This is a genomic window from Rothia endophytica (genome assembly GCF_039543885.1).
GTDB classification, from domain to species: Bacteria; Actinomycetota; Actinomycetes; order Actinomycetales; family Micrococcaceae; genus Rothia; species Rothia endophytica.
In genome coordinates this window covers 52,497-75,353 of the sequence record NZ_BAABKP010000005.1, presented here as the reverse complement: position 1 = coordinate 75,353, position 22,857 = coordinate 52,497, and the positions used below count along the sequence as shown (strand labels likewise).

Annotated in this window: 17 protein-coding genes; 13 read left to right on the top strand and 4 right to left on the bottom strand. The window is 56.4% G+C overall.

Annotated elements, in window-relative coordinates; translation table 11 throughout:
* Nucleotides 1-3 precede the first annotated feature (3 nt).
* The 5 genes from ABD982_RS09735 (at nucleotide 4) to ABD982_RS09715 (ending at nucleotide 3,368) form a co-directional block, all read left to right on the top strand.
* On the top strand, nucleotides 4-429 hold the full coding sequence (locus ABD982_RS09735; RefSeq protein ID WP_251380473.1) for a fluoride efflux transporter FluC: 426 nt from the start codon (nucleotides 4-6) through the stop codon (nucleotides 427-429).
* Nucleotides 426-812: a fluoride efflux transporter FluC gene (locus tag ABD982_RS09730; protein WP_345447003.1), complete on the top strand. Its 387-nt coding sequence runs from the start codon at nucleotides 426-428 to the stop codon at nucleotides 810-812. The genes ABD982_RS09735 and ABD982_RS09730 overlap by 4 nt, the downstream gene beginning before the upstream one ends.
* Before the next feature lie 100 nt (nucleotides 813-912).
* Nucleotides 913-1,524: a VanZ family protein gene (locus tag ABD982_RS09725; protein ID WP_345447000.1), complete on the top strand. Its 612-nt coding sequence runs from the start codon at nucleotides 913-915 to the stop codon at nucleotides 1,522-1,524.
* Nucleotides 1,525-1,568: 44 nt separating this feature from the next.
* On the top strand, nucleotides 1,569-2,210 hold the full coding sequence (locus ABD982_RS09720) for a VanZ family protein (protein ID WP_345446997.1): 642 nt from the start codon (nucleotides 1,569-1,571) through the stop codon (nucleotides 2,208-2,210).
* Nucleotides 2,211-2,405: 195 nt separating this feature from the next.
* Nucleotides 2,406-3,368 carry an MIP/aquaporin family protein gene (locus ABD982_RS09715; RefSeq protein ID WP_251380467.1) on the top strand — a complete coding sequence of 321 codons (963 nt, stop codon included), beginning with the start codon at nucleotides 2,406-2,408 and terminating at the stop codon, nucleotides 3,366-3,368.
* Between the two features lie 82 nt (nucleotides 3,369-3,450).
* Here the strand turns inward: ABD982_RS09715 and ABD982_RS09710 are convergent, their stop codons facing one another.
* The 3 genes from ABD982_RS09710 to ABD982_RS09700 all read right to left on the bottom strand — a co-directional run bounded on the left by ABD982_RS09710 (nucleotide 3,451) and on the right by ABD982_RS09700 (nucleotide 7,159).
* Nucleotides 3,451-4,680 (bottom strand): acetylornithine deacetylase, encoded by a 1,230-nt coding sequence (locus tag ABD982_RS09710; protein ID WP_345446992.1) that lies wholly within the window; start codon nucleotides 4,678-4,680, stop codon nucleotides 3,451-3,453.
* Between the two features lie 117 nt (nucleotides 4,681-4,797).
* On the bottom strand, nucleotides 4,798-5,319 hold the full coding sequence (locus ABD982_RS09705) for a flavin reductase family protein (protein WP_345446989.1): 522 nt from the start codon (nucleotides 5,317-5,319) through the stop codon (nucleotides 4,798-4,800).
* Nucleotides 5,320-5,494: 175 nt separating this feature from the next.
* The gene (locus tag ABD982_RS09700; RefSeq protein WP_345446986.1) at nucleotides 5,495-7,159 is read right to left on the bottom strand and encodes an alpha-keto acid decarboxylase family protein; all 1,665 of its coding nucleotides are present in this window, start codon (nucleotides 7,157-7,159) and stop codon (nucleotides 5,495-5,497) included.
* Between the two features lie 244 nt (nucleotides 7,160-7,403).
* On the opposite strand from ABD982_RS09700, the gene ABD982_RS09695 reads away from it, so the two are divergent.
* The 7 genes from ABD982_RS09695 to ABD982_RS09665 all read left to right on the top strand — a co-directional run bounded on the left by ABD982_RS09695 (nucleotide 7,404) and on the right by ABD982_RS09665 (nucleotide 15,020).
* Complete coding sequence (locus tag ABD982_RS09695; RefSeq protein ID WP_345446983.1) at nucleotides 7,404-9,455, top strand: DUF6541 family protein; 2,052 nt, start codon at nucleotides 7,404-7,406, stop codon at nucleotides 9,453-9,455.
* A gap of 113 nt (nucleotides 9,456-9,568) precedes the next feature.
* Complete coding sequence (locus ABD982_RS09690) at nucleotides 9,569-10,312, top strand: glycosyltransferase family 2 protein (RefSeq protein WP_345446980.1); 744 nt, start codon at nucleotides 9,569-9,571, stop codon at nucleotides 10,310-10,312.
* Between the two features lie 3 nt (nucleotides 10,313-10,315).
* Nucleotides 10,316-10,690 carry a DUF2304 domain-containing protein gene (locus tag ABD982_RS09685; protein ID WP_251380459.1) on the top strand — a complete coding sequence of 125 codons (375 nt, stop codon included), beginning with the start codon at nucleotides 10,316-10,318 and terminating at the stop codon, nucleotides 10,688-10,690.
* A 217-nt stretch (nucleotides 10,691-10,907) separates the two neighbouring features.
* Complete coding sequence (locus ABD982_RS09680; protein ID WP_345446974.1) at nucleotides 10,908-11,978, top strand: hypothetical protein; 1,071 nt, start codon at nucleotides 10,908-10,910, stop codon at nucleotides 11,976-11,978.
* On the top strand, nucleotides 11,971-12,996 hold the full coding sequence (locus tag ABD982_RS09675; RefSeq protein ID WP_345446972.1) for a glycosyltransferase family 2 protein: 1,026 nt from the start codon (nucleotides 11,971-11,973) through the stop codon (nucleotides 12,994-12,996). Before ABD982_RS09680 ends, ABD982_RS09675 begins: the two co-directional genes overlap by 8 nt.
* Before the next feature lie 208 nt (nucleotides 12,997-13,204).
* A complete protein-coding gene (locus ABD982_RS09670; RefSeq protein WP_345446969.1) occupies nucleotides 13,205-13,411 on the top strand; it encodes a glycosyltransferase family protein in 207 nt (68 codons plus the stop codon).
* 295 nt (nucleotides 13,412-13,706) lie between these two features.
* Nucleotides 13,707-15,020, top strand: coding sequence for an MFS transporter (locus ABD982_RS09665; RefSeq protein ID WP_345446966.1), 1,314 nt, complete (start codon nucleotides 13,707-13,709; stop codon nucleotides 15,018-15,020).
* Between the two features lie 146 nt (nucleotides 15,021-15,166).
* On the opposite strand, the gene ABD982_RS09660 is transcribed toward ABD982_RS09665, so the two are convergent.
* On the bottom strand, nucleotides 15,167-17,437 hold the full coding sequence (locus ABD982_RS09660) for an NAD-glutamate dehydrogenase domain-containing protein (protein ID WP_345446963.1): 2,271 nt from the start codon (nucleotides 17,435-17,437) through the stop codon (nucleotides 15,167-15,169).
* A gap of 385 nt (nucleotides 17,438-17,822) precedes the next feature.
* On the opposite strand from ABD982_RS09660, the gene ABD982_RS09655 reads away from it, so the two are divergent.
* Nucleotides 17,823-22,718 carry an NAD-glutamate dehydrogenase gene (locus tag ABD982_RS09655; protein ID WP_345446961.1) on the top strand — a complete coding sequence of 1,632 codons (4,896 nt, stop codon included), beginning with the start codon at nucleotides 17,823-17,825 and terminating at the stop codon, nucleotides 22,716-22,718.
* Nucleotides 22,719-22,857: the final 139 nt, after the last annotated feature.

The window sequence follows — 22,857 nt, the reverse complement described above, 5'->3', positions numbered from 1 at the left end:
CAGGTGAGTTCTTTTACCCGTGACTCCCTCGCTGTTTTTGTTGGGGGCGGTGTAGGTGCCTGCCTGCGTTACACCGTTTCCTTGGTAGCTCCACGTCTCATATCGGGGCCCCTTCCGCAGCACTACCTCTCCTTGCTGCCCACCCTGCTTATCAACACCCTTGGGGCTTTCTTGCTAGGGTTCCTGCTTGCCTACCTGGCGGCCCGAGGGCCAGAGACAGCCCGGCTGCGTTCGCTACGCCTGTCTCTGGGTACAGGCCTACTGGGAGGTTTTACTACTTACTCGACCTTTGCTCTAGACGGTGTTCAGCTCTTCCTTGAGCAGCGGTGGGTTCTAGCTTGTAGCTACTTAACCCTTTCTCTGGCTGGTGGCCTACTGTTTGCTGTGGCGGGTCTACGTATGGGCCAGAAGATGGGTGCTCGGGAATGATTGCTCTTCTTATTTTCCTGGCGGGTGGCACAGGAGCAACGCTCCGCTTTAGCGTGGACCGCCTAATTTCTGCCCGCATAAAAGGGGATATACCGGTAGCAACATTTTTCATTAACGCCACCGGTTCATTTGCTCTGGGGTTGCTGACTGGGCTGATAGGAATCTACACCTCAACCCATGCCAACGGTAGTGCACCCTGGCCCGCTGATTCTCTCCCCCTGGTGCTGGGCCTAGGTTTCCTGGGAGGTTACACCACCTTCTCCACCGCCATGATTGAAGCTGCACAAACACAGGACGCCGCGCAGCGGCTCACCCTTTTAGTTGGACAAGCCCTGATCTGCGTCCTCTGTGCTGGGGCAGGGTTGCTACTTTTCTTGCCGTAGTAAGAGACTCTCACCTAGGGTGTTGGTGACCTTCTCCCTGTCTCCTCCCAAAGAGCTGTGGGAAAATCAGACCTGCGCGGTGAGATAGGCGGGGGTAGGAATGAATTCATGGCTGGGTTTTGGTTATGACAGTATGGTCTGGGGATTAGCCTTATGTGCCATTACGGTACCGCTTCTGGGTATAGCTCAGTTACTTTTTAGGGAGCGGCTGGGGGTCTATTGGATGATCATCTGCGCTACTCTCACAATCTACGCGGCTGGAATCATGGTTTTCACTCTCTTCCCCCTGAAAAACCAAGAGCCCTTTACCTGCAGTCGAGATCCATTGCGCACTACCCCCTTCCAGAGCTTTGCAGAGGTGCTAGATATGTCCTCTAGCCAGGGTTTCACCTCTATTCTCATGAGCTCTCAGCTTCTACAAATTGTCTGCAATGTTTTGCTCTTTATACCTCTAGGGTTTCTGGCCCGCGCTGTCTTTAAACGGTCTCTTCTAGTGTCAACGCTGATTGCTGCTGGTCTTTCGCTTGCTATTGAGCTAACCCAGCTAACCGGTATTTGGGGTGTATATGACTGTGCTTACCGCATCTTCGACGTCGATGACCTCATGACCAATACAGCGGGAGGTCTGCTCGGTGCCACCCTTGCCCTGGCGTGGGTAACTGCCCGCCGTCGAGAGGAAAGGCTCATGCCCATTTTAGGGGCGAAGCGGTGATCTTGATACGTTTTTCTTGCCGTAGGGTTTAGGTCAGGGGGCTTATGCGGTACTACTTTTACTATTCAATCCCGGTGCTACAGCAGATGGTGTTACTGTGGGCCATACTTTGCGTTCTTGCTCTGCCCTTTTTACTGCTGCGGTACCGCAGCCAGGGATCTTTCCTGAGCTTCCGCACAGCTGGCTTCACCGCGGTTGTTCTCTTATATGCCGCTGGAGTTATTGCTTACACCCTTTTGCCTCTACCTGCTCGAGATGAGCTAGTTTGCACGGTGGGAGCTACCTACCCACGCTTCTTCCTGGGGTGGAGCCTGCAATTTGCCCTCAGAGATCACGGTGGGTTGTTGGACGCCCTGACCTCCATATACGTGGTGCAGGTGCTGCTCAACGTCCTACTGTTTGTACCCCTTGGTGTTCTTGCGGGGTGGCGATGGAGGCTTAGCTTCACTGTTCTGCTGTATACAGCCTTCGGGTGCAGCCTGTTGATTGAGCTGACGCAACTGACCGGGCTTTGGGGTTTCTATGATTGCGCCGTGCGCACTTTTGATGCAGAAGATATCTTCAATAACACCCTGGGGGCTGTCCTTGGGTGGGCTCTGGTGGCTACGTGGCAGCGCCGAGCCCGTCTGAGGGGTGATGTGCTCGCACTGCTGGGCGTCGCCCCTAGTGGAATTATAAAAAAGTGACACCTGACTTGGTCTCGCATCCCGATCTTTTGTATAGGTGATGGGTCACATTCTTAAGGGGTGACTGCGCTAATAAGCATAAGTGTTAGAGCACTTTAAGCCCTAAGTCTTGCACATCAAAGCCAACAGTTTCACACTTAAACACAGATACTCAAAGATATAGGCAGGCGACTGCCAGCACCTAGCGGAGATACTGTGAACACTATCAGCCCCTACCTCGCTGAATTCCTGGGAACCATGATTATGGTGACCATCGGCTGCGGCGTTATCGCCACCGTAGAACTCCGCCGCTCCAAAGGTCACGGCGATAACTTCTTCACCATCGCCTTCGGCTGGGGTTTCGCTGTCGCCTTTGGTGTGTACGCCTCCCATCACTACTCGGGCGGCCATCTTAACCCTGCCGTCAGCATTGGCCTAGCAGCCTACGGTGAATTTGAATGGGCCAAGGTGCCCGGCTACATCATCTCCCAGCTACTGGGTGCTATGGCGGGCGCTATCATGGTCTTCCTCAATTACCTGCCGCACTGGAAGGCAACCGCCGACCACAAGATCAAACTCGGTGTTTTTGCCACCGTGCCCGCCATTCACAACTACTTCACCAACGCCCTCTCGGAAATTATTGGCACTTTCCTGCTGGTCTTCTCAGCCCTCTACGTGGGTGTGAACTTTACCCCCACTCTAGAAGGTTCCGCCCTCGCCCTGGACCTCAACGACGTGCTCAAACCCCTGGCTTTCGGCTTCATGGTGACCGTGCTCGTTATCGGTCTGGGCGGTCAGACAGGGTTCGCTCTTAACCCCGCCCGTGACCTCGGCCCGCGCATCATGCACGCTCTGCTGCCCATTCATGACAAGGGCCGCTCCCGCTGGTTCTACGCCTGGGTGCCCGTTTGCGCTCCCATCGCCGGTGGCATGATGGGCGGCTCCTTCTTCAAGCTCTACTACGACGGTCAGTTCTCTATCTTCCAGGTCATCTCAGTCGCGCTCGTCCTAGGTGTTCTTGCTTTCGGGCTGTGGGCTAATACCCATATGTATCGCTCTAAGTCAGCAGAAATCATCCCGACTGCCGAAGACACCGAAGCTACTGCTGCAGCTGCTGCTGCCACCTACGTCCCCACCGGGAAGATTCCTCTGGTCAAGAAACCAGCCTTCTGGGAGTAGCGCCTCAGGGGTAGTTCAGCAAAGTTCCGGCGGGCCCATCGTGTGATGGGCCCGCCGGAACTTTTATGGACCAGGGCTTTCTTTAGCCTTTTGCCCAATCTAGCAGTCGCAGCATGAAGCGCTCACACTCCTCAATCTGAGCTAGCTCAATCCACTCGTTAGGGGTATGTGCCTGGGCGATGTCACCGGGGCCGCAGACCACGGCGTCCACGCCACCAAAGAGCTGGAACTGCCCCGCCTCGGTGCCATACGTAACCTTCTGTGCCTCGTTTGAACCGGGGCGGCCTGCCCACCCATTAGCTAGGGGAATGAGGGGCGAATCATCTGCTGTGCCCAGGGCGGGGACTGCCGCCAGGAGTTCGTGGGTGATGCCCACCTGTTGCTGATAGTCGCCCTCTGTTACTCCGCTGAGTTGCTCGGCATCCCGGGCGCGTTCTGTGAGAGCAGGCAGAAGGTCCTCCTCAATAAAGCCATCCAGCTTCTGCACTACCTCTTCAGTGGTCATGGCGGGCACGGTGCGGAAGTCATATTCCAGGGTTACCTGTTCACCCACGATGTTGTACTGGATGCCACCGCGCGCAAAGTTAACTCCGCCGGTGGAGGATGACACCACAAAACCCTCATCAAAGGGTCCATGAGCGCGCCAGCCAGCTGAGAGCTCCTCAAAAAAAGTGATGAAGCGGGCTGCTGGCTCCAGGGCGTTAACCCCCTGCGGGGCAAGTGAGGCGTGCTTGGCGATGCCGGTAAAAGTAACTCGACCGCGATGGGCCCCCTTATGGGCTGAAATAACCTGCATCATGGAGGGCTCGCCAATGACGGCGAACTCCGGTTTAATGCCGCGTCCTACAAAATCCTTAATCATGGAGGGAGCGCCTACGCACCCAATTTCCTCATCAAAACTAAAGGCAAAATGAAGGGGACGGGCCAACTGTGTCTCGGCTACCTGAGGCAGCAACCAAAGGGCTGCCCCAATAAAAGATTTCATGTCAGAAGAACCGCGGCCGTATAGACGCCCATCCTGCACCAGGGGAGTGAAGGGTTCAGTCATCGTCCAAGCCTGACCTTCAACCGGCACCACATCCGTGTGTCCAGAGAGCACCACTCCGCCGTCCGTGCTGCCATCTGAGGCGGGCACCGTGACAAAGAGGTTGGCGCGGTCGCCGGTTTCATGGTGGGTCAGATGCGGGCTGTACCCGTAGCGCTCAAACTCAGCAGCAATTAGCTCAATAGCAGGAAGGTTGCTGGTCTGACTGATGGAATCAATACGGATGAGCTTTTCAATCCAGGGGAGGGATGCGGGCAGGGCTGTCATAGTTTTTATCTTTCGATGGTGCAATAGGGCTTTCTTTTAGCCTATCGGGATAAGGGTTTAATCAAAAGATGCCCACAGGCTCATCGTATGAACCTATGGGCATATCTACTGGTCAGATTACAGTGCTGAGTGGTCACCCAGGTGATGGAAGCGACGGGCATGGTAGACGGTGGGTGCCGGGTTAGTGTCGTGGCGGATGAAGTCTACCACCTCGGCCGTAAAGACTACCGCTGGGCCGGCATCCAAAGTACCCGTTGGTACCACGCGCAAGACTCGGCTGACCCCGTGCAGCAGTGGCTCCCCGGTAGGCAGACGATCCCAGGTGGAGACGTCGCCAAACTTATCTGCCTTGCTGACCGCAAATTTCTGGGCAATCTCTACACTGTCTGCACCAATAAGGTGGATCAGAAAAGAGCTGGCATCAATGATGCGGGCAGCACTACCGGTGCGATCCTTGAAGGAAAAGGAGACGATGGGGGGTTCGGCTGACACCGAAGACAGGGAGGAAATGGTGAGACCTCCCGGCTGACCGTCCGCGTCTTCGGCAGTAATCACAGCGACACCCGCTGCCTGAGCACCAAAAGCCTCATAGAAAATCTGGGTGAATGTCTTCTCGTTGGGGGTAATTTCTATGGTCATAGTTCTTCCTTTACGCGGCTGCTTAGGGTTCTATAGCGCATCTGCACTTATTGACCAGCTTAAAACTTAAGGTGCCCACAACACTATGTTTTCTCAGATTTCGTACCCAATGAGTAGAACTGTGACTCTGTTACGCCCCTGACCTTTAACGAAAGATAGTTACGGGACGAGCCGCTTACTTTTTCTTATTGAGGGCAGCTGCCTGGGCACCGAAGTTGAGCAGGAGCTCAGGCATATCCATGGGGGCAGTGACGACCTCAACGAAAATCAGCTTGTCGCGGGTTTCGCGCGCAATACGGCAGGCCTCGTTGAACTCGCGCACGGTGGTAGCACGCAGGGTAACCGTGTTCTGGTCGGTGCCGCCGAAAGCCGCAGGAATCTTAGACCAGTCGTAGGTGGTGATGTCGTTGTATTCTGCTTCAACGCCGTGGATGGAACGCTCAATGGTGTAGCCATCGTTGTTAATCAGGAAGATAACCGGGTTGATTTTCTCGCGGATGATGGTGCCAATTTCCTGGATGGTCAGCTGAGCTGAGCCGTCGCCGACCATGAGCACGCCGCGGGAATCCATGTCCGCCATCGCTGCGCCGAGCAGAGCAGGGATGGAATAGCCGATGGAACCCCATAAGGGCATACCGATAAAGCGCGAATCCTGCGGGAACTTCTGGGTTGCCATACCAAAGAAGGAGGTGCCCATATCGACGACCACAGTGTTCTTGGCATCCAAATTAGAGGACAGCACTTTCCACAGGGCATCCTGAGTGAGGGTGGCATCGTCAATAGCGGGGAGGGCCACCTCGTCGCTGGGAGCAGTAAAATCAGTGCCGGAAAGAGCCAGCTCCAGGGAAATTTCACGCAGAATTTCTAGGGAGCGGGACATAATCAGCGGGGCAAAGTGGCGCCCAGCGATGCTGGTGTCCTCAGCTGAAATGTTAATGACCCGACCGAAATCAATGGTGTGGGAGTAGATACCGGTGGTGGTGTCGGTGAATTCAACACCAGCACAGATCAGTGCCTCAGCATTCTCAACAACCTTGCGGGTAGGCTCAGCAGATAGACCACCCACGTAGATACCGGCAAAGTTGGGTTCAGTTTCATCCAGAATAGCCTTACCCCACATCAGGGAGGCGAAAGGGAAGCTGGTATCGCGCACCAGATTGCGCACCTCGTCCACGGCACTCAGGCGCTCGACCATAATGTCAGCAAGAACCGTGACTTTCTTGCCGCGCAAGAACTCGGTGGCTGCTTCCCGGAAGGCCTGCTCAATATCGGGGGCAGAGATTCTGACGTCGACGTTGAGCGGTTCGGACGGAGGGGTGGCGGGCATCGTGGAAACATCCACGGGCAGCATGAGGTAGCCGGGCTTGCGGTGAATCACGGCGCTGCGCAGTACGCGGTCGATGTCGGACGCCGCAGTAGCCGGATGGATTGCCGCGGTAGCTGCTGAAACTTCGGCTGCCATGCGCATGAAGTGCTTGAAGTCGCCATCACCCAACGTGTGGTGCATGCGCAGGTGGGAGTTCTGAGCCGAGAGGCCAGGTGCACCAACAATATGGATAACGGGAACGTTCTCGGCATAAGAACCGGCGGTTGCGTTGATAGCGGATAGTTCACCTACGCCGTAGGTGGTCACCAGTGCACCCAGACCCTTGACGCGGGCATAGCCGTCCGCAGCGTAGCCAGCGTTGAGCTCATTGGCGTTACCTACCCAGTCCAGCTTCTCGTGGGCCAGTACATCGTCGAGGAAGAAGAGGTTGAAGTCCCCGGGAACACCGAAAACCTTGTCGACGCCTAGCTCGGCTAGGCGATCAAGAATGTAGTTGCCAACGGTATAGGTCATCTTTGACTCCTGTGGTGATAGTACGTGCTCGGCTCATGATGGTGCCGAGAATATCTGCTACCCAGTTTAGGGTGGGTACTCGTGGGGGAGTTTGGTCACCGGCGCAGAACTTTTGTGTGCTGCACCATAGAGAATATTTTGTGTGGGGAAAACGTCATCCCTTTGCTTCCGTGGACCGGTGGGTGTGAGCCTTATATACCTGCGGTGTTCGATAGAATCAGAAATTTGAGGGTGGGTATTTTCTTTGCTCACTAACCTCTACGCTGAATGGAGTAACCCCGCCATGGAATGGTCCCTCGCGCTATTTCCAGCCCTGGTTGCAGTGGCTATTGTTGTTGTCCCCGGCCTCATCATTGCTGTGGCCGCCGGTCAAAAAGGTTTTGAGGCGCTTGGTGTTGCTCCCGCTATCTCCATCGCTGTTGTAGCCATCAGTGCCATCCTAGCCCCAGGGCTTGGTATTACCTGGTCCCTTTGGGTGCCTCTTGGGTTCTCTCTTCTTCTCGCTCTGCTGGCAGCTGGTATTACGTTCACCGCCCGACGTCTGAGATTTGAGGATGCCCCCCACCGACCTGAGGAACAGGCTGTACGTCGTACCTGGTTTAGCTCTGGGCAAGCCTGGGCCTACGGAGCGCTTGTAATTGCCGGAATATTGCTCACCAGGAATATTACCAATGCCATTGGTAACCCTGATTGGGTCTCTCAGACCTATGACGTTAACTTCCACCTGAATGCAATCCGCTACATCGTAGACACCGGCAATGCTTCGTCCCTTAACGTCGCGTCCATGACAGCCGGTGATAACCCCGTAGAGTTCTACCCTGCAGCTTGGCATGCTATTGCTGCGCTCATCCTGCAGTTGACCAACGCTGATGTGCCTGTCATCGCCAATACGATGAGCCTTGTGGTGGGTGCTTTTGTCTGGCCCTTATCGGTGATTTATATGGTGAGGAACCTCTTTAAGGTTACCGGGCCCACCATGCTCGTGACGGGCGCTATCACGGCAGCTTTCACCGGCTTCCCCCTGCTGCTAATTTACTTCGGGGTGCTCTACCCCAACAGCCTCGGCGTTGCTGTTATGCCGGTAGGCCTTGCGCTTCTTGCCCAACTATTCCGAGCTGCACAGACTGCCAGGGTGAGCACTGTGCCGGCTGTTTTCTTGGGAATTCTTGTTGCTCTGGGGACCGCGCTAGCCCACCCCAATGCGATTATGTCTCTTCTGGTAATGGTTGTTCCGCTCTTTGCTTTTGTTGCAGGCCGCCAGATAGTGCGTGCATTACAGCGCAGCGTCAACCCCTGGGTGGCAGCTTTGCAGGTGGCAGGTATGGCAGGTCTTCTTTGGCTCATTTGGTTCCTCTGGGGTGTTGTCCGACCCCCTCAGGAAGCAGGTGGCTGGGAGCCGGGCCAAAGTCAGTCTGGTGCTGTCGGTGAGTTCATCACCAGCAACCCGGTTGCAATGGGGCACCTGTGGCTGATTTCTCTGCTGGTGCTTGCTGGCATTTACCCCCTCTTACGTACACGTATGGTGTGGCTGGTGGCGAGCTGGGCTTATATTGGCTTCTTCTACGTTGCGATTCGATCCATGTCTTGGGAGGACGGCCGTGACTGGTTCACGGGTGTCTGGTACCACGACCCCTTCCGGGTAGCTTCCATTGTTCCCGTGATAGCTATTCCTCTTGCTGTTGCCGCTGTTGATGCCCTAGTTCGAGCTCTTATAGCTCACCCCCGACTCTCTGCGCTAGGAAAGCCCACCCTGGTAATGGGGGCTATTGCAGCGCTTCTCACCGGTGGTATTGCGTACGGAACTCAAACCGCGACCTATATGAAGAGTTTTGTAGAGACCAGTTTCTGGGTGTACCACCCTGATGAGGAAGCTGCGCTGCTCACCCAAGATGAATACGACCTCCTCGATTCTCTGAATGAGCACGTGCCCGAAGATGCCACCATCATCGTCAACCCCTGGACCGGGGCGGGGCTTGCTTATGCCATGAGTGACCGAGAGGTGACTGCCTATCACACCAACTACTCACTCACTGATGACATTGAGGTGCTGAACCAGGACTTGGAGGAAGTGCTCACTAACCCCGAAGTCTGCGAGGTCATTGAACGGCACAACGCAAAGTACGCCCTCTTCTTTGGGCACAGGGAGGTCAATGAGTGGATCAATGGCCCCCACACTCAGCAGTACAGTTCTCTTGAATACTTAGCTGACCCTGAGGTTATAGATTCTGGTCAGGTGGCCCAGGTGCTTGACCGTGTGGGCGGAGCAACCCTCTACGAAATCACTGCATGCGACTAAATGCATTCCTGATCGTGTAGAGGTCAAGGCATCAGGTCAAACTGCTAGACTAAATTGAACTGCCCAGGCGGCATTACCGCAGGCGCACATGAACCCTAGGAGACTCTAGATTTATGCATAAGTCACCTCAAACAGGTGGTGAACCCCGAACCCTCATCATCATGCCCGCATGGAATGAACAAGAAGTCATCGGTGGCACCATCACCGAGTTGTACCGCATGATGCCCGATATTGACTTGGTGGTGGTCAATGACGGATCTACGGATGACACCTCTGCTATTGCTCGGGAAGCCGGTGCGTTAGTCATTGACCTGCCCTACAATATGGGCATTGGTGGCGCTCTTCGTACCGGTTATAAGTATGCTCGCCGTATGAACTATGACCGTGCAATCCAGGTGGACGCCGACGGTCAGCATGACCCCAAGGGCATCCGCACCGTTCTGGCTGGTTTGGATGACGGCACCGATATTTCCATTGGTTCACGTTTTGCTGAAGCGACCAACTATAAGGTGAAGGGCCCTCGCAAGTGGGCTATGGTTGTTCTGGCTGCTATGTTCACTCGTATCTCGGGTGAGAAGTTTACGGATGCAACCAGTGGTTTCCGTGCGGCTAATAAACGCGCAATCGCCCAGTACTGTGAGCATCTTCCTGCCGAGTATCTCGGTGACTGTATTGATGCCTGCGTCATGGCTATTCGTGCCGGTTTGACGGTTAAACAGGTTCCCGTGGAGATGCGTGAGCGTCAGGCTGGTACCCCTTCATCTAACCCCTGGAAATCGGCGGTTTATCTGGTGCGTTCTTTCTTCTCATTCGGTATGTCGATGACCCGAACTAAAACCTCTGTGGGGGGCAAATAAATAATGAGTGTAAATATCTTTTTTCTGATTCTTACCCTCTGCCTGGTCATCATGGTGCTGGCGCAGGTGCGCAACCAGAAAATGAAGGAGAAGTACGCTGCCTTATGGCTAATTGTTTCTGCCATCATTGTAGTGCTGACTGTTTTCCCCAGACTCCTTGACTGGTTGGCTGATCTGGTAGGTATCGAAACTCCGGTTAATCTGCTCTTTCTGCTTGCGATTATTATGCTCATCGCAGTGACCCTACACCTGACTCAAGCCCTCTCACGATTGACAGAGGACACACGAATTTTGGCTGAAGCAGCAGCAATCAAGGATCTAGAGGTCCGCCAGCTACAAGACCGTGTGGCTGCCATGGAGAACCGGTTTGAGAATTAAGTAACCAATGTCTGAAGAATTTCAGAGTACACCGCCGGTGATTACAAGAAAGCAATCCTTAGGGATTGCTTTTTCGTCAATCGTTGGAGCGCTTGCTGTTTTTGCGGTGACCGTCATAACCTCTAAAGTGCTAAGCCCGCAAGATAATGCACAGTTTTTAGTTTTCTGGGCTCTCATGTTTGGTACCTTCGGGGCTCTGTTAGGTATACAACAGGAAGTGACTCGTGCCAGCGGTAGCAGTCAACTGTCTAACGCCAAGGTGGGGCGCGGGGCAAGGCTGCTACCTCTTGCTGCCCTCTGGGGAAGTGCCGTTGCTTTGCTTCTGGTGACGACTTCCCCCCTGTGGGGCCAGAGAATCCTTGGGGAAAACTATCTCATGCCGGTATTGGTGGTAGCTGGTGGAGCTATTCTCTACGCCTGCCATGTGACGGTTGTCGGTGCAGCTGCCGGCACCGGCCAATGGACAATTTTTGCCTGGTTGGGCAGCTGGGAAGCCCTCATCCGTCTTGCACTCGTAGCTCTGGTCGCCTTAACCTTCGGCTCCCTTTGGGGCTTTCAATACGCAGTTCTTGCTCCGGTGATTTTATGGCTGCTGCTGTTCACGGTGTCATCAAATGGGCGTCGACTAGGTTCAGTGAGGGGTGATACGTCTGCCTCTCGGTCAATGCGCACCCTTGGTTGGTCAATTCTTACCTCCGCTGCATATGCAGTGATGGTCACCGGGTTTCCCGTTATTCTCAAAGCATCAGTAGGGCAAACCCGGGGCGCCGAAGAGGCTCTGCTACTCGCTGCCCTCATCTTAGGTATCAGTATTACGCGTGCCCCCATCATGATTCCACTACAGATGTTCCAAGGTGTTGCGATCTCTGCTTTCCTGCGCCAACAGCACCGGCCCCTAGCTGCTTTGGCGAAGCCTCTCATCGCGTTGGCCGGAATTGGTGTTCTAGGCGCTGTGGCAGCCTACCTAGTGGGCCCCTTTCTTTTCAACCTGCTCTACGCCAACTACGCCGGTGTGCTCTCCCCCTTCACACTAAGTGCCCTCACCCTGGCATCCGCCATCATGGCGATGGTGGTGTTGACGGGGACCGCCAGTTTGGCAAGCGGCAAGCACGTACTTTATCTGGCAGGTTGGGCTCTTACTGTTCTTGTGGCGCTGGCCTGTCTTTATCTTCCCCTTGATCTTGCGCTACGTTCTATCATTGGCCTTATCGCGGGACCATCTGCGGGCGTTATTATTCACTTGGGCGGACTAGCCCTGCGTTCAAAGGACACCACATCAGATGTATGACCTGACCGTAATTCTGGCTATCTATAATATGCAAGACCACCTTGCACGCTGCCTTGACAGTGTCCTTGCACAGACCAGACTAGAAACAATGCGGCTACGCCTCTTATGCATTGACGATGGTTCAACTGACCAAACGAGCAAAATTTTAGCGGAATACTCCACGCGTCACCCTTGGATCGAAGTGCACCATAAGGAGAACGGTGGCGTTTCGTCAGCGCGTAACCTGGGGTTGGATCTAGTAGAGCGCTCTACCTATGTCACTTTCTTAGACCCGGATGACACATGGCAGCCTGACTATCTTGAGGCTGTTTCACGGGGTATGGAGGCTGGAAAAGACACGATTTTCTTCAACATTAATCTTGTGGATGCCAACGGCGACTTAGTCAAAGAGCTTGAGGTCTGCCCAGAATACAGGAACCTTGATGCTGAAAGCGCTCGCCGACGCATGATTTTGTCTAAGCCAGCTTCTTGGACCAGGGTTCATCGTACTGAATTGTATGAGGGCAACAGATTTCCGGTGGGCCGCATCTATGAAGATCTTGCGCTCATGCCTTACGTGACATCCCAATCTGCCTCCATATACTATGCACCGGAGTATGTTTATAACTATGTGATCGATGTGAATAACTCGATTATGAATTCCTCAAAATCCGCTATTTTTGATATCTACCCGGCGCTTGGTTACTTGTGGGAGAAATTTGGGGATTCAGCACCGGCTTACAGAGATGAGTTGCAGTACTTGATGCTGGAACATCTAGGTATTGGGCAACCCTATCGGCTCCTAGGGTACCGTCAAGCAACAGCAGCTGATTATCAGCGCATCATAGATACCTTGCGGCAATGCTTTGGAAAAAGGTGGCGTCACAATATCTACATCAGCCAGGGCGTACAAAAAACCAATGTGAACTCTAAACTTTCCCTCGTGATACCCCAGGTGTTCTTAGCTTTTGATTTAGGTGCTCTCAGAATCATTCCTACCCTCGCCACTGTGATACGAAAGATTCCTAGGTTCTCCTGATTTTTGAACGAGGCTAACCTCCCAGCCTGAAGCTGGGCTATTACTTTTACGCAAACAGAAGTCCCTGCCTATAACGAAGGGGAGTGCATTCGTTCCTTCCATGACTCCCTTTTGCTGCCAGCGTTTAGGCAACTGAAAGAGGTTTTAGCTGTATCAGGCAAAACCCCTTATGAGATTCTCTATGTCAAATAATGGGAGTACCGATATCATGCTTGAGAAGCTACAAGCTATAGCTGAGATCGCTTCTTACATCAAAGTAGTCAATCTGTCTCGCAATTTTGGCAAAGAAGTGGCAACAGCTGCCGGTGTTGAAGCAAAAGGACAGGGATCACCCATTGAAATCGTTCCCGTTCGTATCGCGATGGTGAGTCAAGTGGTAGATCTAAACCCTAATACTCGGTCGCAAATCGGTTGATCAGTACGTTCCATCAGCAAGTGGTATGGCCTTGATCCTGATGAAATTTCTATTGTGACTGAACCATCTGATTATTGTTTGCCAGAGAGTCCACTTTTGAAACCTGAGCTAATTTGTTCTCAGGTTCCTGTCCCTAGCAGTCTGTTTTTCAGAGAGCGAACTCAGCATGCGGGATGACGCACCTCGAATGTTGACCTCTGTGCGACCTCGGCCATAGAGTAGCGCCTATGTTCGCACCGTGTCACCCGGCAGGTGCTGACAAGCCCTAACACACACTTTGATACCGGGAGTCACCATGAGTGCACTAGCCCAGCAGAAATCACCGCGCCGAGCCGCCTTGGCCTCCTGGATCGGCTCTGCCCTGGAATACTACGATTTCGCGGTGTTTGGCACTGCGGCTGCCCTGGTGCTGGGGCCTATCTTCTTCCCCGATGATTCGGACGCTGCGGGCATTCTCAAATCCATGATGGTGCTGGGCGTTGCCTACGTGGTGCGTCCCCTAGGTGCCCTACTCATGGGGCCGCTAGGAGATCGGTTTGGGCGGAAGTTCGTGCTCATGCTGACCCTCTTCATGATGGGTGTCGCTACCTTCGCCATCGGCTGCTTGCCCACCTATGACCAGGCGGGCATTGTTGCACCCATCTTGCTGGTGCTCTGCCGCGTGTTGCAGGGGCTCTCGGCATCCGGCGAGCAGGCCAGCGCTATCTCCATGTCCCTGGAGCACTCCCATGACCATCAGCGAGCCTTTACTACCTCCTGGACGCTACACGGCACCCAGTTCGGCTCCCTGCTGGCTACCGCCGTCTTCCTACCTTTCGCAGCTCTACCCGAAGAGCAGTTACTGAGCTGGGGATGGCGCGTCCCCTTCTGGCTCTCAGCCTTTGTGGTGGTCGCTGCCTGGATTATTCGCCGCCGTCTCGAAGAGGCCCCGCGTTTCACTGAAACCCGCGAACAAGCTGTGGTGTCCGTACACCGTGTGACTCCGCTGGGCCAGGTTTTCTCCAGCCACAAGCGCGCGGTCATCACAGTAGCCCTCTGCGCCATGGTTAACACCGTCAACATGGTCTTCACCACCTTCTCCATCTCCTTTGCCACCAAGGGCCACGGCATCGAATCCTCCACTATGCTCTGGGTGCCCATCGCCTCTAACGGGCTCAGCCTCCTAGCCATACCCCTGTGGGCGCTTCTTGCAGACAAAGTGGGCCGCAAGCCCATCTTTGCCGCCGGAGCCCTGGTCGCTGGCGGGCTCATGTTCCCCTACCTGCATGCCATCACCGAAGGAAATATTCCCCTGGTCTTCATTTTCGGGGTACTGATGCACGGCGCTTTCTACTCTATGGCCAACGGTATTTGGCCATCTTTCTACGGCGAAATGTTCCCCACCGCAGTACGCGTGACCGGCCTAGCCCTGGGAACCCAAATCGGGTTTGCCCTCTCCGGAGGTATTGCACCTGCAGCTGCTACAGCCCTGGCCGGGGATAACCTCGCCAGCTGGGTTGGTCCTGCCGCCTTTACCGCCGCGATGGCACTCCTTGCCAGCCTGGTTGCCCTGAGCACCCGTGAAACTGGCAAGCTCACCCTGGTCGACATCGATAACACTAAGAGCTAAGCGACATCTCGCTGACCGGGGTAAGGACGCCAATCCGCGGCGTCCTTACCCCATCGGTGCAGCCCCTGTCAGCAAAATACCCCCGCCCGCCCCGAATAAACGGGGACAGTCAGGGGGTATTTTTAGAGAGATAGTGCCGGGGCAGGTTAGCTTAGCTTCTGATCAATCAGCGCTCGCAGAGCCTGTGCGCCCTCTACCCATGCCTCAAAATCGCCGTTACCTTCAATATCGGGGATACCGATTTCAAGGCGAGCAGCGCGGAAGGCGCGGGCTACATCGTTGACCGACGCGCCGTGCTTCTTCTGCATCTCATAGACAAAGCTAATGCCGGAGTGGTTAATCATGCGGTTTGCTGCGCGGGTAGCAATGATCTCGCTACGTAGCGGGTGCTTATCAAAGTGGTGGCCGAACTTCTCGGTCGCTGCTGCCGGGAAGTAGTCGGCAAGTACATCGCTGAGTTCCAGGTCTGGTTCGTTAGCGTAACCGCTTTCTACCAGAGCCTGGGCCAGGTCAATCTTGGCGTAGGCAACCAGCACGGACAGCTCGGGGCTGGTCAGTGGCACGTTTGCCTCCACCCGGTCCGCTAGCTCCTCATCCGAAGGTAGGAGCTCTACCTCGCGGTTCAGGTGCACGGTTTCGGTCAGGTGGTCCATGAATTCGCCGGCGATTTCGTCGGTGCCAAAGACACCGCAACGCTCTGCCTGAAGCAGTACGTTCTGTTCCAGGTTGGAACGCAGCACGCGCTGCCCCACCTCTTCTACCTGGTCAGCAATAAAGTCGGGGCGGTCTGAGGCACTAAATTCGCCTGCTTCAATCGCCAGATTCATCAGAATCTTGAGGTTAACCTCGCGGTCAGAGGTCTCCACACCGGCTGAGTTATCGATAGCGTCAGTGTTGACCAGGATGCCACCTGCTGCAGCCTCGATACGAGCACGCTGGGTCAGACCCAGGTTGCCGCCCTCCGAAATGACGCGCACGCGCAGCTCGGGTGCGGTAATACGCAGGTGGTCGTTGGAGGAGTCTCCTGCGTCCTTGTTGGTCTCGCCGGTTTCGCGCACGTAAGTGCCGGTGCCGCCGGTGTAGAGCAAGTCAACGGGTGCTTTGAGCAGGGCAATGATTAGCTCGTCAGCGGTGAGGGTTTCTGCGCTGTTGGCCTCAAGGCCCAGGGCTTCGCGTACCTCAGCGGATACCGGGATCTCGGTGTCCCAACGGGAGAAGACGCCACCGCCTGCCGAGATCAGCTCGGTGTTGTAGTCGGTCCAGTAGGCGCGGGGCAGCTCAAAGAGGCGCTTGCGCTCAGCCAAGGAGGTAGCGGCATCCGGGTTGGGGTCCAGGAAGATGTGGCGGGAGTCGAAGGCGCCGATGAGGCGGATGTGCTCGGACAGCAGAGCACCGTTACCAAAGACGTCGCCCGCCATGCCGCCAATGCCGACCATGGTGAACTCTTCAGCCTGAGCGTCGTGCTGCTGGGCAGCAAAGTGGCGCTTGACGGACTCCCATGCGCCGCGGGCGGTGATGCCCATTTCCTTGTGATCAAAGCCGATTGATCCGCCGGAGGCAAAAGCATCGCCTAGCCAGAAGCCGTTATCTACGGAGATGCCGTTGGCGATATCTGAGAAGGTTGCGGTGCCCTTATCGGCAGCAACCACCAGGTAGTGGTCATTGTCGTCCAAAGCCACCACGTGATCGGGGTGAACAATCTTGGGGTGCCCGCCCTCGGTGACCAGGTTGTCGGTGACATCCAGTAGAGACTGGATGAAGAGGCGGTAGGCGGCAACGCCCCTCTCGTTGTACTTTTCCTGCTCAGCGTCGCGGTCAGGCAGGTTCTTGGGCACAAAACCGCCCTTTGAACCGGTGGGTATAATAACCGCGTTTTTGGTGACCTGAGCCTTCACCAGGCCCAGCACCTCGGTGCGGAAGTCCTCGGGGCGATCAGACCAGCGCAGACCGCCGCGGGCCACCTTACCAAAGCGCAGGTGCACACCCTCAACAGTGTCTGCTTCTACAAAGATTTCAAACAGGGGCCTGGGGAGGGGGGCGAAGGAAACATCGCGGGTGCTAATTTTGAGAGCCAGAGACTCCTTGCCCTGATAAGCGTTGGTGCGCACAGTGGCAAGCACTGCTTCTAGTAGGCGGGAGAAGTATGTCTTGGTATCAGCGTCGGTCAGTGCATCAATATCGACCTGGACGCTGGCAGCAGCCTTGCGCTGGGCGGCGCGGCGTTCCTCCGCTTCGCCGCCGCGGGCTGGGTCAAAGCCAGTTTCGAAGACATCAACGATTGTCGCAGCGAGGGCGGGATTCTGGGCAACTGCCTGGTCAGTAACAGCCTGGGGGAAGCCCGCACCGAGTTGAATCAGGTAGCGGGAGTAAGCGTAGAGAACTTTCTCTGAAAGTTCGGCGTGGGGTGAGGCTGACAAAAGGGGCCCTTCCTCTATGGCGCGTTGATAGCGCGCGACGTCTGGAAGTCCCAGCATAAAATAGAAGTAACCCCAAGTAGAAGCGCTTCTCTAAAATATGAGATGAAGCGTCTCGCGAAAATTACCAGCTCAAGAATGAGGAACGTGTGCACAATCCAAGGAGAGTGCCTGTTTTAACTAGACAGGTTAGGGCTGGCTTGTTGTGGCGAAATATGGTGGGTGCATGGGGTGAGGGGGCCCCTTTCTGGCATTTGATAAACCCCTCCTTCTGGGTGGTGTTGTAGTTCACCAAACCTAAAGCGGGGTCTACTATTAAGGATGAGGCACGCACTGTTGCGTCCAGATGTCACAAAGACGTGATTAGAAGATAGCGAAAGGTAACCCCTTGCTTACGAACACTCGTTCACCCCAGTGGTCCGGCTCCGAAAGCTGGATTAACGATTACTACCTCCACAGCTCAGCTGAAGAATTAGAAGGTATGACCAGCGAGGAGCTGACCAGCCTCGCACAGACCCACCGCGAACTTGCTGCTCAGCGTCAGCCTGGCGAAGCACTGGTCACCGTGCACCATAACGATGCCGGTAGCACCCTGCTGGTCGTTGTTGATGACACCAGCTTCCTGGTTTCATCCATCACCGCCCAAATTGCCGCCCAGTGGGGTGGTATCTCGGGTCTGATTCACCCCACCTTCTTGGTAGCCCGTAATGACGAGGGAGAGATTACCAGCCTGGCCGGCGCCGGCTTCGATCAGCCCGTTGCCAGCGGCGATACCGCCGTTATGCCCCGGATCGACCAGAACAAGGGTGACTCGCGCGGAACCATCATCGAATCCTGGATTGCAGTGCAACTTACCAGCCGCCTCAATGAGGAAGCCGGCTCAACCCTCGAAGAGGAAATCCAGGCAGTATTAGTGGACGTACGCCGTGCCTCCCGCGACAGTGACGCCATGGCCAGCCGCGTGCTCGATATCGCTGACCGTCTCACCGAACTCTCGGGAGTGACCCTGGGTGGGTCCGAGCATTACACCGGGGAATTGAACTCAGAAGCCGACCCCGCTACCCGTGTGGAATCCGTACAGGAGTTTTTGCGCTGGCTGACCCGCGGTAACTTCCTCTTCATGGGCGTCAAGGAGCGCGACCTCTCAGAGCGCGCTGACCAACTGGTGCTTAGCGACCGTCTGGGTAGCGCCCTGGGCATCCTGGCTGCCACGGAGGGCAATGAACCCACCGTGCTCACAGGGCTAGGGCTACATAACGCCCGCGAACCCAAACCCCTCTATGTCACCAAGGCTAACTCTCGCTCCACCGTGCACCGCCACGAATACCTGGATTACATTGGGGTGCGCGACTTTGACCGCTCTGGCGCCATCGTGGGGGAGTACGTCATCCTAGGCCTCTTCTCCCGCCAGGCCTACGCTCTACCGGCGGTTGAAACCCCCATCGTGCGTGAGCGTATTGCCATTATGCGACGCCACCTGGGCTATCAACCCAGATCTCACTCTGATAAAACTATGGCTGGCATCATCGAAGACTACCCCCGCTTGGAGCTCCTGCATGCTGGCCTTGATGAACTAACCGAAACCTTCCGCGGCATCATGGGCCTGGAGGAGCGTCGCACCACCCGCCTCTTCCTGCGCCCCGACGCCTTTGGTCGTTTCGTGTCCGCCACCGTCTTTCTACCCCGCGACCGCTACAACACCCTGGTACGCCAACGCCTTGAAAAGGTTTTCCACGAATTTTTAGATATCGAGAGTCTAGACTTTGACGTATACCTCTCCACCTCATCGCTGGCCCGTATTTTCTTCCGCCTGCGCCTGAGTGACCCCAACGTGATACCCGCGGTGGACGTTCGCGCTATTGAACGCCGCCTGCAGGAAGCCACCCGCTCCTGGGGTGAGGCTACCGCCGCTGCCGTTGAAGACACCTTCACCCAGCAGGGTCAGGAGCCAGCGTTGGGCCGCGCCGCAGCGTCCGATTGGGCAGAAGCTGTGCCTGCCACCTATCGCGCTGACTACGAAGTAGAGAACGCGGTAGAGGACATCGCGATTTTTGAGTCCCTGACCGAAACCAAGCCGGCTGCTGTGCGTTGTGCAGAGGAGGAGGGTGAAACCCGCCTCAAGACCTACCTCTCGGACGCCCACACCCTCACCGAGCTGTTGCCGGTCATGCAGAACATGGGCATGGTCGTGGTGGATCAGAAGCCCTACGACATCACTCCCGCCGATGGCCGCTCCTTCCTGCTCTATGACTTCGGCGTTAACCTGCCCGAGGGGGTAGTGCCCGGCGAGGTAGCTGACCTCTACGAGGACGCACTGAACGCCTACCTGCTGGGCAAGCGCGAATCGGATAGCCTGGACCGTCTCATTCTGGCTGAAAAGCTATCGTGGGAGCAGGTTCGTATCTTCCGTGCCTACACCCACTACCTGCTGCAGCTGGGCCGCGGCTTCACCGCCGAGTTCATGTCTGACACCCTCTTGGGCTACCCCGAGGCAACCGCTCTGCTGGCCCGTTACTTTGACGTCAGCTTCAACCCCGCAGCCGACTTCGATAGCCAGGACGCCCGTGAGCAAGTCCGCGAGGACGTCTGGGCTCAGCTGGGAGCGGTGCTAGACGCCATTCCCACCCTGGACGTTGACCGCTTCATGCGCTCCCTGGCAACCGTCATGGCAGCCACCCTGCGCACCAACGCCTACATGGGCCGTGATTCCCTGGCGCTCAAGGTCTCACCCCAGCAGATCGACTTCGCACCTTTGCCCCGCCCCCTCTACGAAATCTTCGTCTACTCCCGCCGGGTCGAGGGCGTCCACCTGCGCTTCGGCTCCATAGCCCGCGGTGGCCTGCGCTGGTCTGACCGCCGCGAGGACTTCCGCACCGAGGTCTTAGGTCTGGTTAAGGCGCAGATGGTCAAAAACGCCGTCATTATTCCGACCGGCGCCAAGGGCGGCTTCTACCCCAAGCAGCTACCCAACCCCGCCCTAGACCGCGACGCCTGGCTCAACGAGGGCCGTGAATCTTACAAGGTCTTCATCCGCTCTCTGCTGGATGTCACGGATAACCTCTCGGTAGCAACTGACGGCACCGAAACCGTCGTCCGCCCCGAAGGCGTGCTGGCCCGCGACGGAGATGACTACTACCTGGTCGTAGCAGCCGATAAGGGCACCGCCTCCTTCTCGGATACCGCCAACGCCATCAGCGCCGAATACGACTTCTGGCTGGGCGACGCCTTCGCCTCCGGTGGCTCAGTGGGCTACGACCACAAGGCCATGGGCATTACCGCCCGCGGAGCCTGGGAGTCCGTCAAGCGTCACTTCGCTGAGCTGGGCATTGACTGCCAGCACGAAGAGTTTACCGCCGTTGGTATTGGCGACATGAGTGGCGACGTCTTCGGCAACGGCCTCATGCGCTCGCGCTCCACCCGCCTAGTGGCAGCCTTCGACCACCGCGACATCTTCCTAGACCCCGCCCCGGACGCCGAGGCGTCCTTTGAAGAGCGCGTGCGTCTCTACAAGCTACCCCGCTCGTCCTGGCAGGACTACAACCCCGAGCTCATCTCAGAAGGCGGCGGCGTCTACTCCCGTGGCGCCAAGTCCATCCCCGTTTCAGATCAGGTACGTGAAGTTCTGGGGCTAGACGAGGGCGTCACCGAAATGTCACCGCCCGAGCTGCTCTCAGCCATCCTCAAGGCACCCGTAGACCTGCTCTACAACGGTGGCATCGGCACCTACGTCAAGGGGTCTACCGAGACTCATGCTGAAGTAGGCGATAAAGCCAATGACCCCATCCGGGTGGACGGCGCAGACCTGCGTGCCCGTATCGTAGGTGAAGGCGGCAACCTCGGCTTCACCCAGCTGGGACGTATCGAGGCAGCCCGCAAGGGTATCATCATCAACACCGACGCCATTGATAACTCCGCCGGTGTAGAAACCTCTGACCGCGAGGTCAACATCAAGATTCTGGTGGACCGCCTGGTGGCTCACGGTGAGCTGTCCGGCGAGGAACGTGCCAGCTTTATTGAGGCTCAGCGTGAGGACGTTGGGGCGCAGGTTCTGCAGACCAACCGCCGCCAGAACGTGCTGCTACAGGCTGAGCGTCACGGCGTCATCCCCGGGGTTGAGGGCTACATCCGCCTCATGCACGACCTGGAAAAGAATGCCGGGCTTAACCGCGAGGTGGAGTACCTGCCCACCGATCAGACCATCCGTGAGCGCTACGAAGCGACCGGGGAAACCCTCAACGGCCCAGAGCTGTCCGTGCTAGCAGCCTACGTGAAGATTCACCTAACCGAGCAACTAGAGGCCACCGATATTGCCGATGACCCCTACCTTGCCTGCGTCCTGACCGACTACTTCCCGCCTGCCCTGGTGGAGCGTTTCGATCAGCATCTAGAAACCCACCCGTTGCGCAAGCAGATTATCTGCACCCGCGTTGCCAACGAAATTGTAGATCTTGCCGGTATTACCCACGTTTTCCGCGCAATTGAAGAAACCGGTGTGGGTGTTGATGCGGTAGCGCGTGCCTTCTACGTTTCACGTGAAACTTTTAATGTTGGCAATTCCGCAAGGTTGCACCGCGACCTTCCTGCGAATATTGCCCTGGATGCTTGGCAGTCAGTCATCCGGGACTGGCAGCGTGTACTAGACCGCCTGGTGCGCTGGTTCGCTGCCGAGCGGTCAGTGGTGGTGGGCACCCCCATCACCGAAATGATTGAACGTTTCCGCCCGGTCGCTGAGCTGCTCCCTGAGCTGCCCGACTACTTTGCTGATGACACTCGCGCCCGTGTGCGTGCCATGCGCAACCAGGCAGAAGAGTGGGGTCTGCCCGAGGAGCTGACGGTCAACTGGATCCGCGAATTTGAGGCTTTTGCTCTCATGGATGTAGTGCGCACCGCAGAAGCTCACGGGTTAGATGCCAAACTGGTTGCCCGCGTCTACTACTCGGTCTACGACCGGTTCGCGGTGGACCACCTGCTCACCATGATTTCTAAACTGCCGCGCAATGACCGCTGGGAGACCCTGGCGCGATCTTCCCTGCGCGATGATCTCTATGAAATTGCTGCATCCCTTGCGCTCAAGGTGTTACAGGAGTCTGGCGAGGGAATCGTTGCCGGTGAAGAGGGGGGCGATGAGGCCTTGGAACGCTGGATTACCGCCCATCCCGTGCGTATCAGCCACGTAGATTCAATGCTGGAGGAAATTAAGCAGACAGCCCCTGCCGCTGATGGCCGACCCCGCTTGGCTGTACTGCAGGTAGCCCTGCGCACCCTGCGCGGCGCCGTCAGCTAACTCTGGCGCGAAAGGACGCCGGTGGGTAGCTTGTGTGGCTACCTGCCGGCGTCCTTTTTGTCAGCAACATAGGTAGCCCCTCACGAGTAGGGGATTAGCCCCTGCCGGTGAGGGGTTACCCATGCTAGCGCGGAATGCT

Coding starts and splice junctions, on each gene's coding strand:
- ABD982_RS09730 (WP_345447003.1), top strand. CDS start 426: ATGATTGCTCTTCTTATTTTCCTGGCGGGTGGCACAGGAGCAACGCTC.
- ABD982_RS09725 (WP_345447000.1), top strand. CDS start 913: ATGAATTCATGGCTGGGTTTTGGTTATGACAGTATGGTCTGGGGATTA.
- ABD982_RS09720 (WP_345446997.1), top strand. CDS start 1,569: ATGCGGTACTACTTTTACTATTCAATCCCGGTGCTACAGCAGATGGTG.
- ABD982_RS09710 (WP_345446992.1), bottom strand. CDS start 4,680: ATGACAGCCCTGCCCGCATCCCTCCCCTGGATTGAAAAGCTCATCCGT.
- ABD982_RS09705 (WP_345446989.1), bottom strand. CDS start 5,319: ATGACCATAGAAATTACCCCCAACGAGAAGACATTCACCCAGATTTTC.
- ABD982_RS09700 (WP_345446986.1), bottom strand. CDS start 7,159: ATGACCTATACCGTTGGCAACTACATTCTTGATCGCCTAGCCGAGCTA.
- ABD982_RS09690 (WP_345446980.1), top strand. CDS start 9,569: ATGCATAAGTCACCTCAAACAGGTGGTGAACCCCGAACCCTCATCATC.
- ABD982_RS09685 (WP_251380459.1), top strand. CDS start 10,316: ATGAGTGTAAATATCTTTTTTCTGATTCTTACCCTCTGCCTGGTCATC.
- ABD982_RS09675 (WP_345446972.1), top strand. CDS start 11,971: ATGTATGACCTGACCGTAATTCTGGCTATCTATAATATGCAAGACCAC.
- ABD982_RS09670 (WP_345446969.1), top strand. CDS start 13,205: ATGCTTGAGAAGCTACAAGCTATAGCTGAGATCGCTTCTTACATCAAA.
- ABD982_RS09665 (WP_345446966.1), top strand. CDS start 13,707: ATGAGTGCACTAGCCCAGCAGAAATCACCGCGCCGAGCCGCCTTGGCC.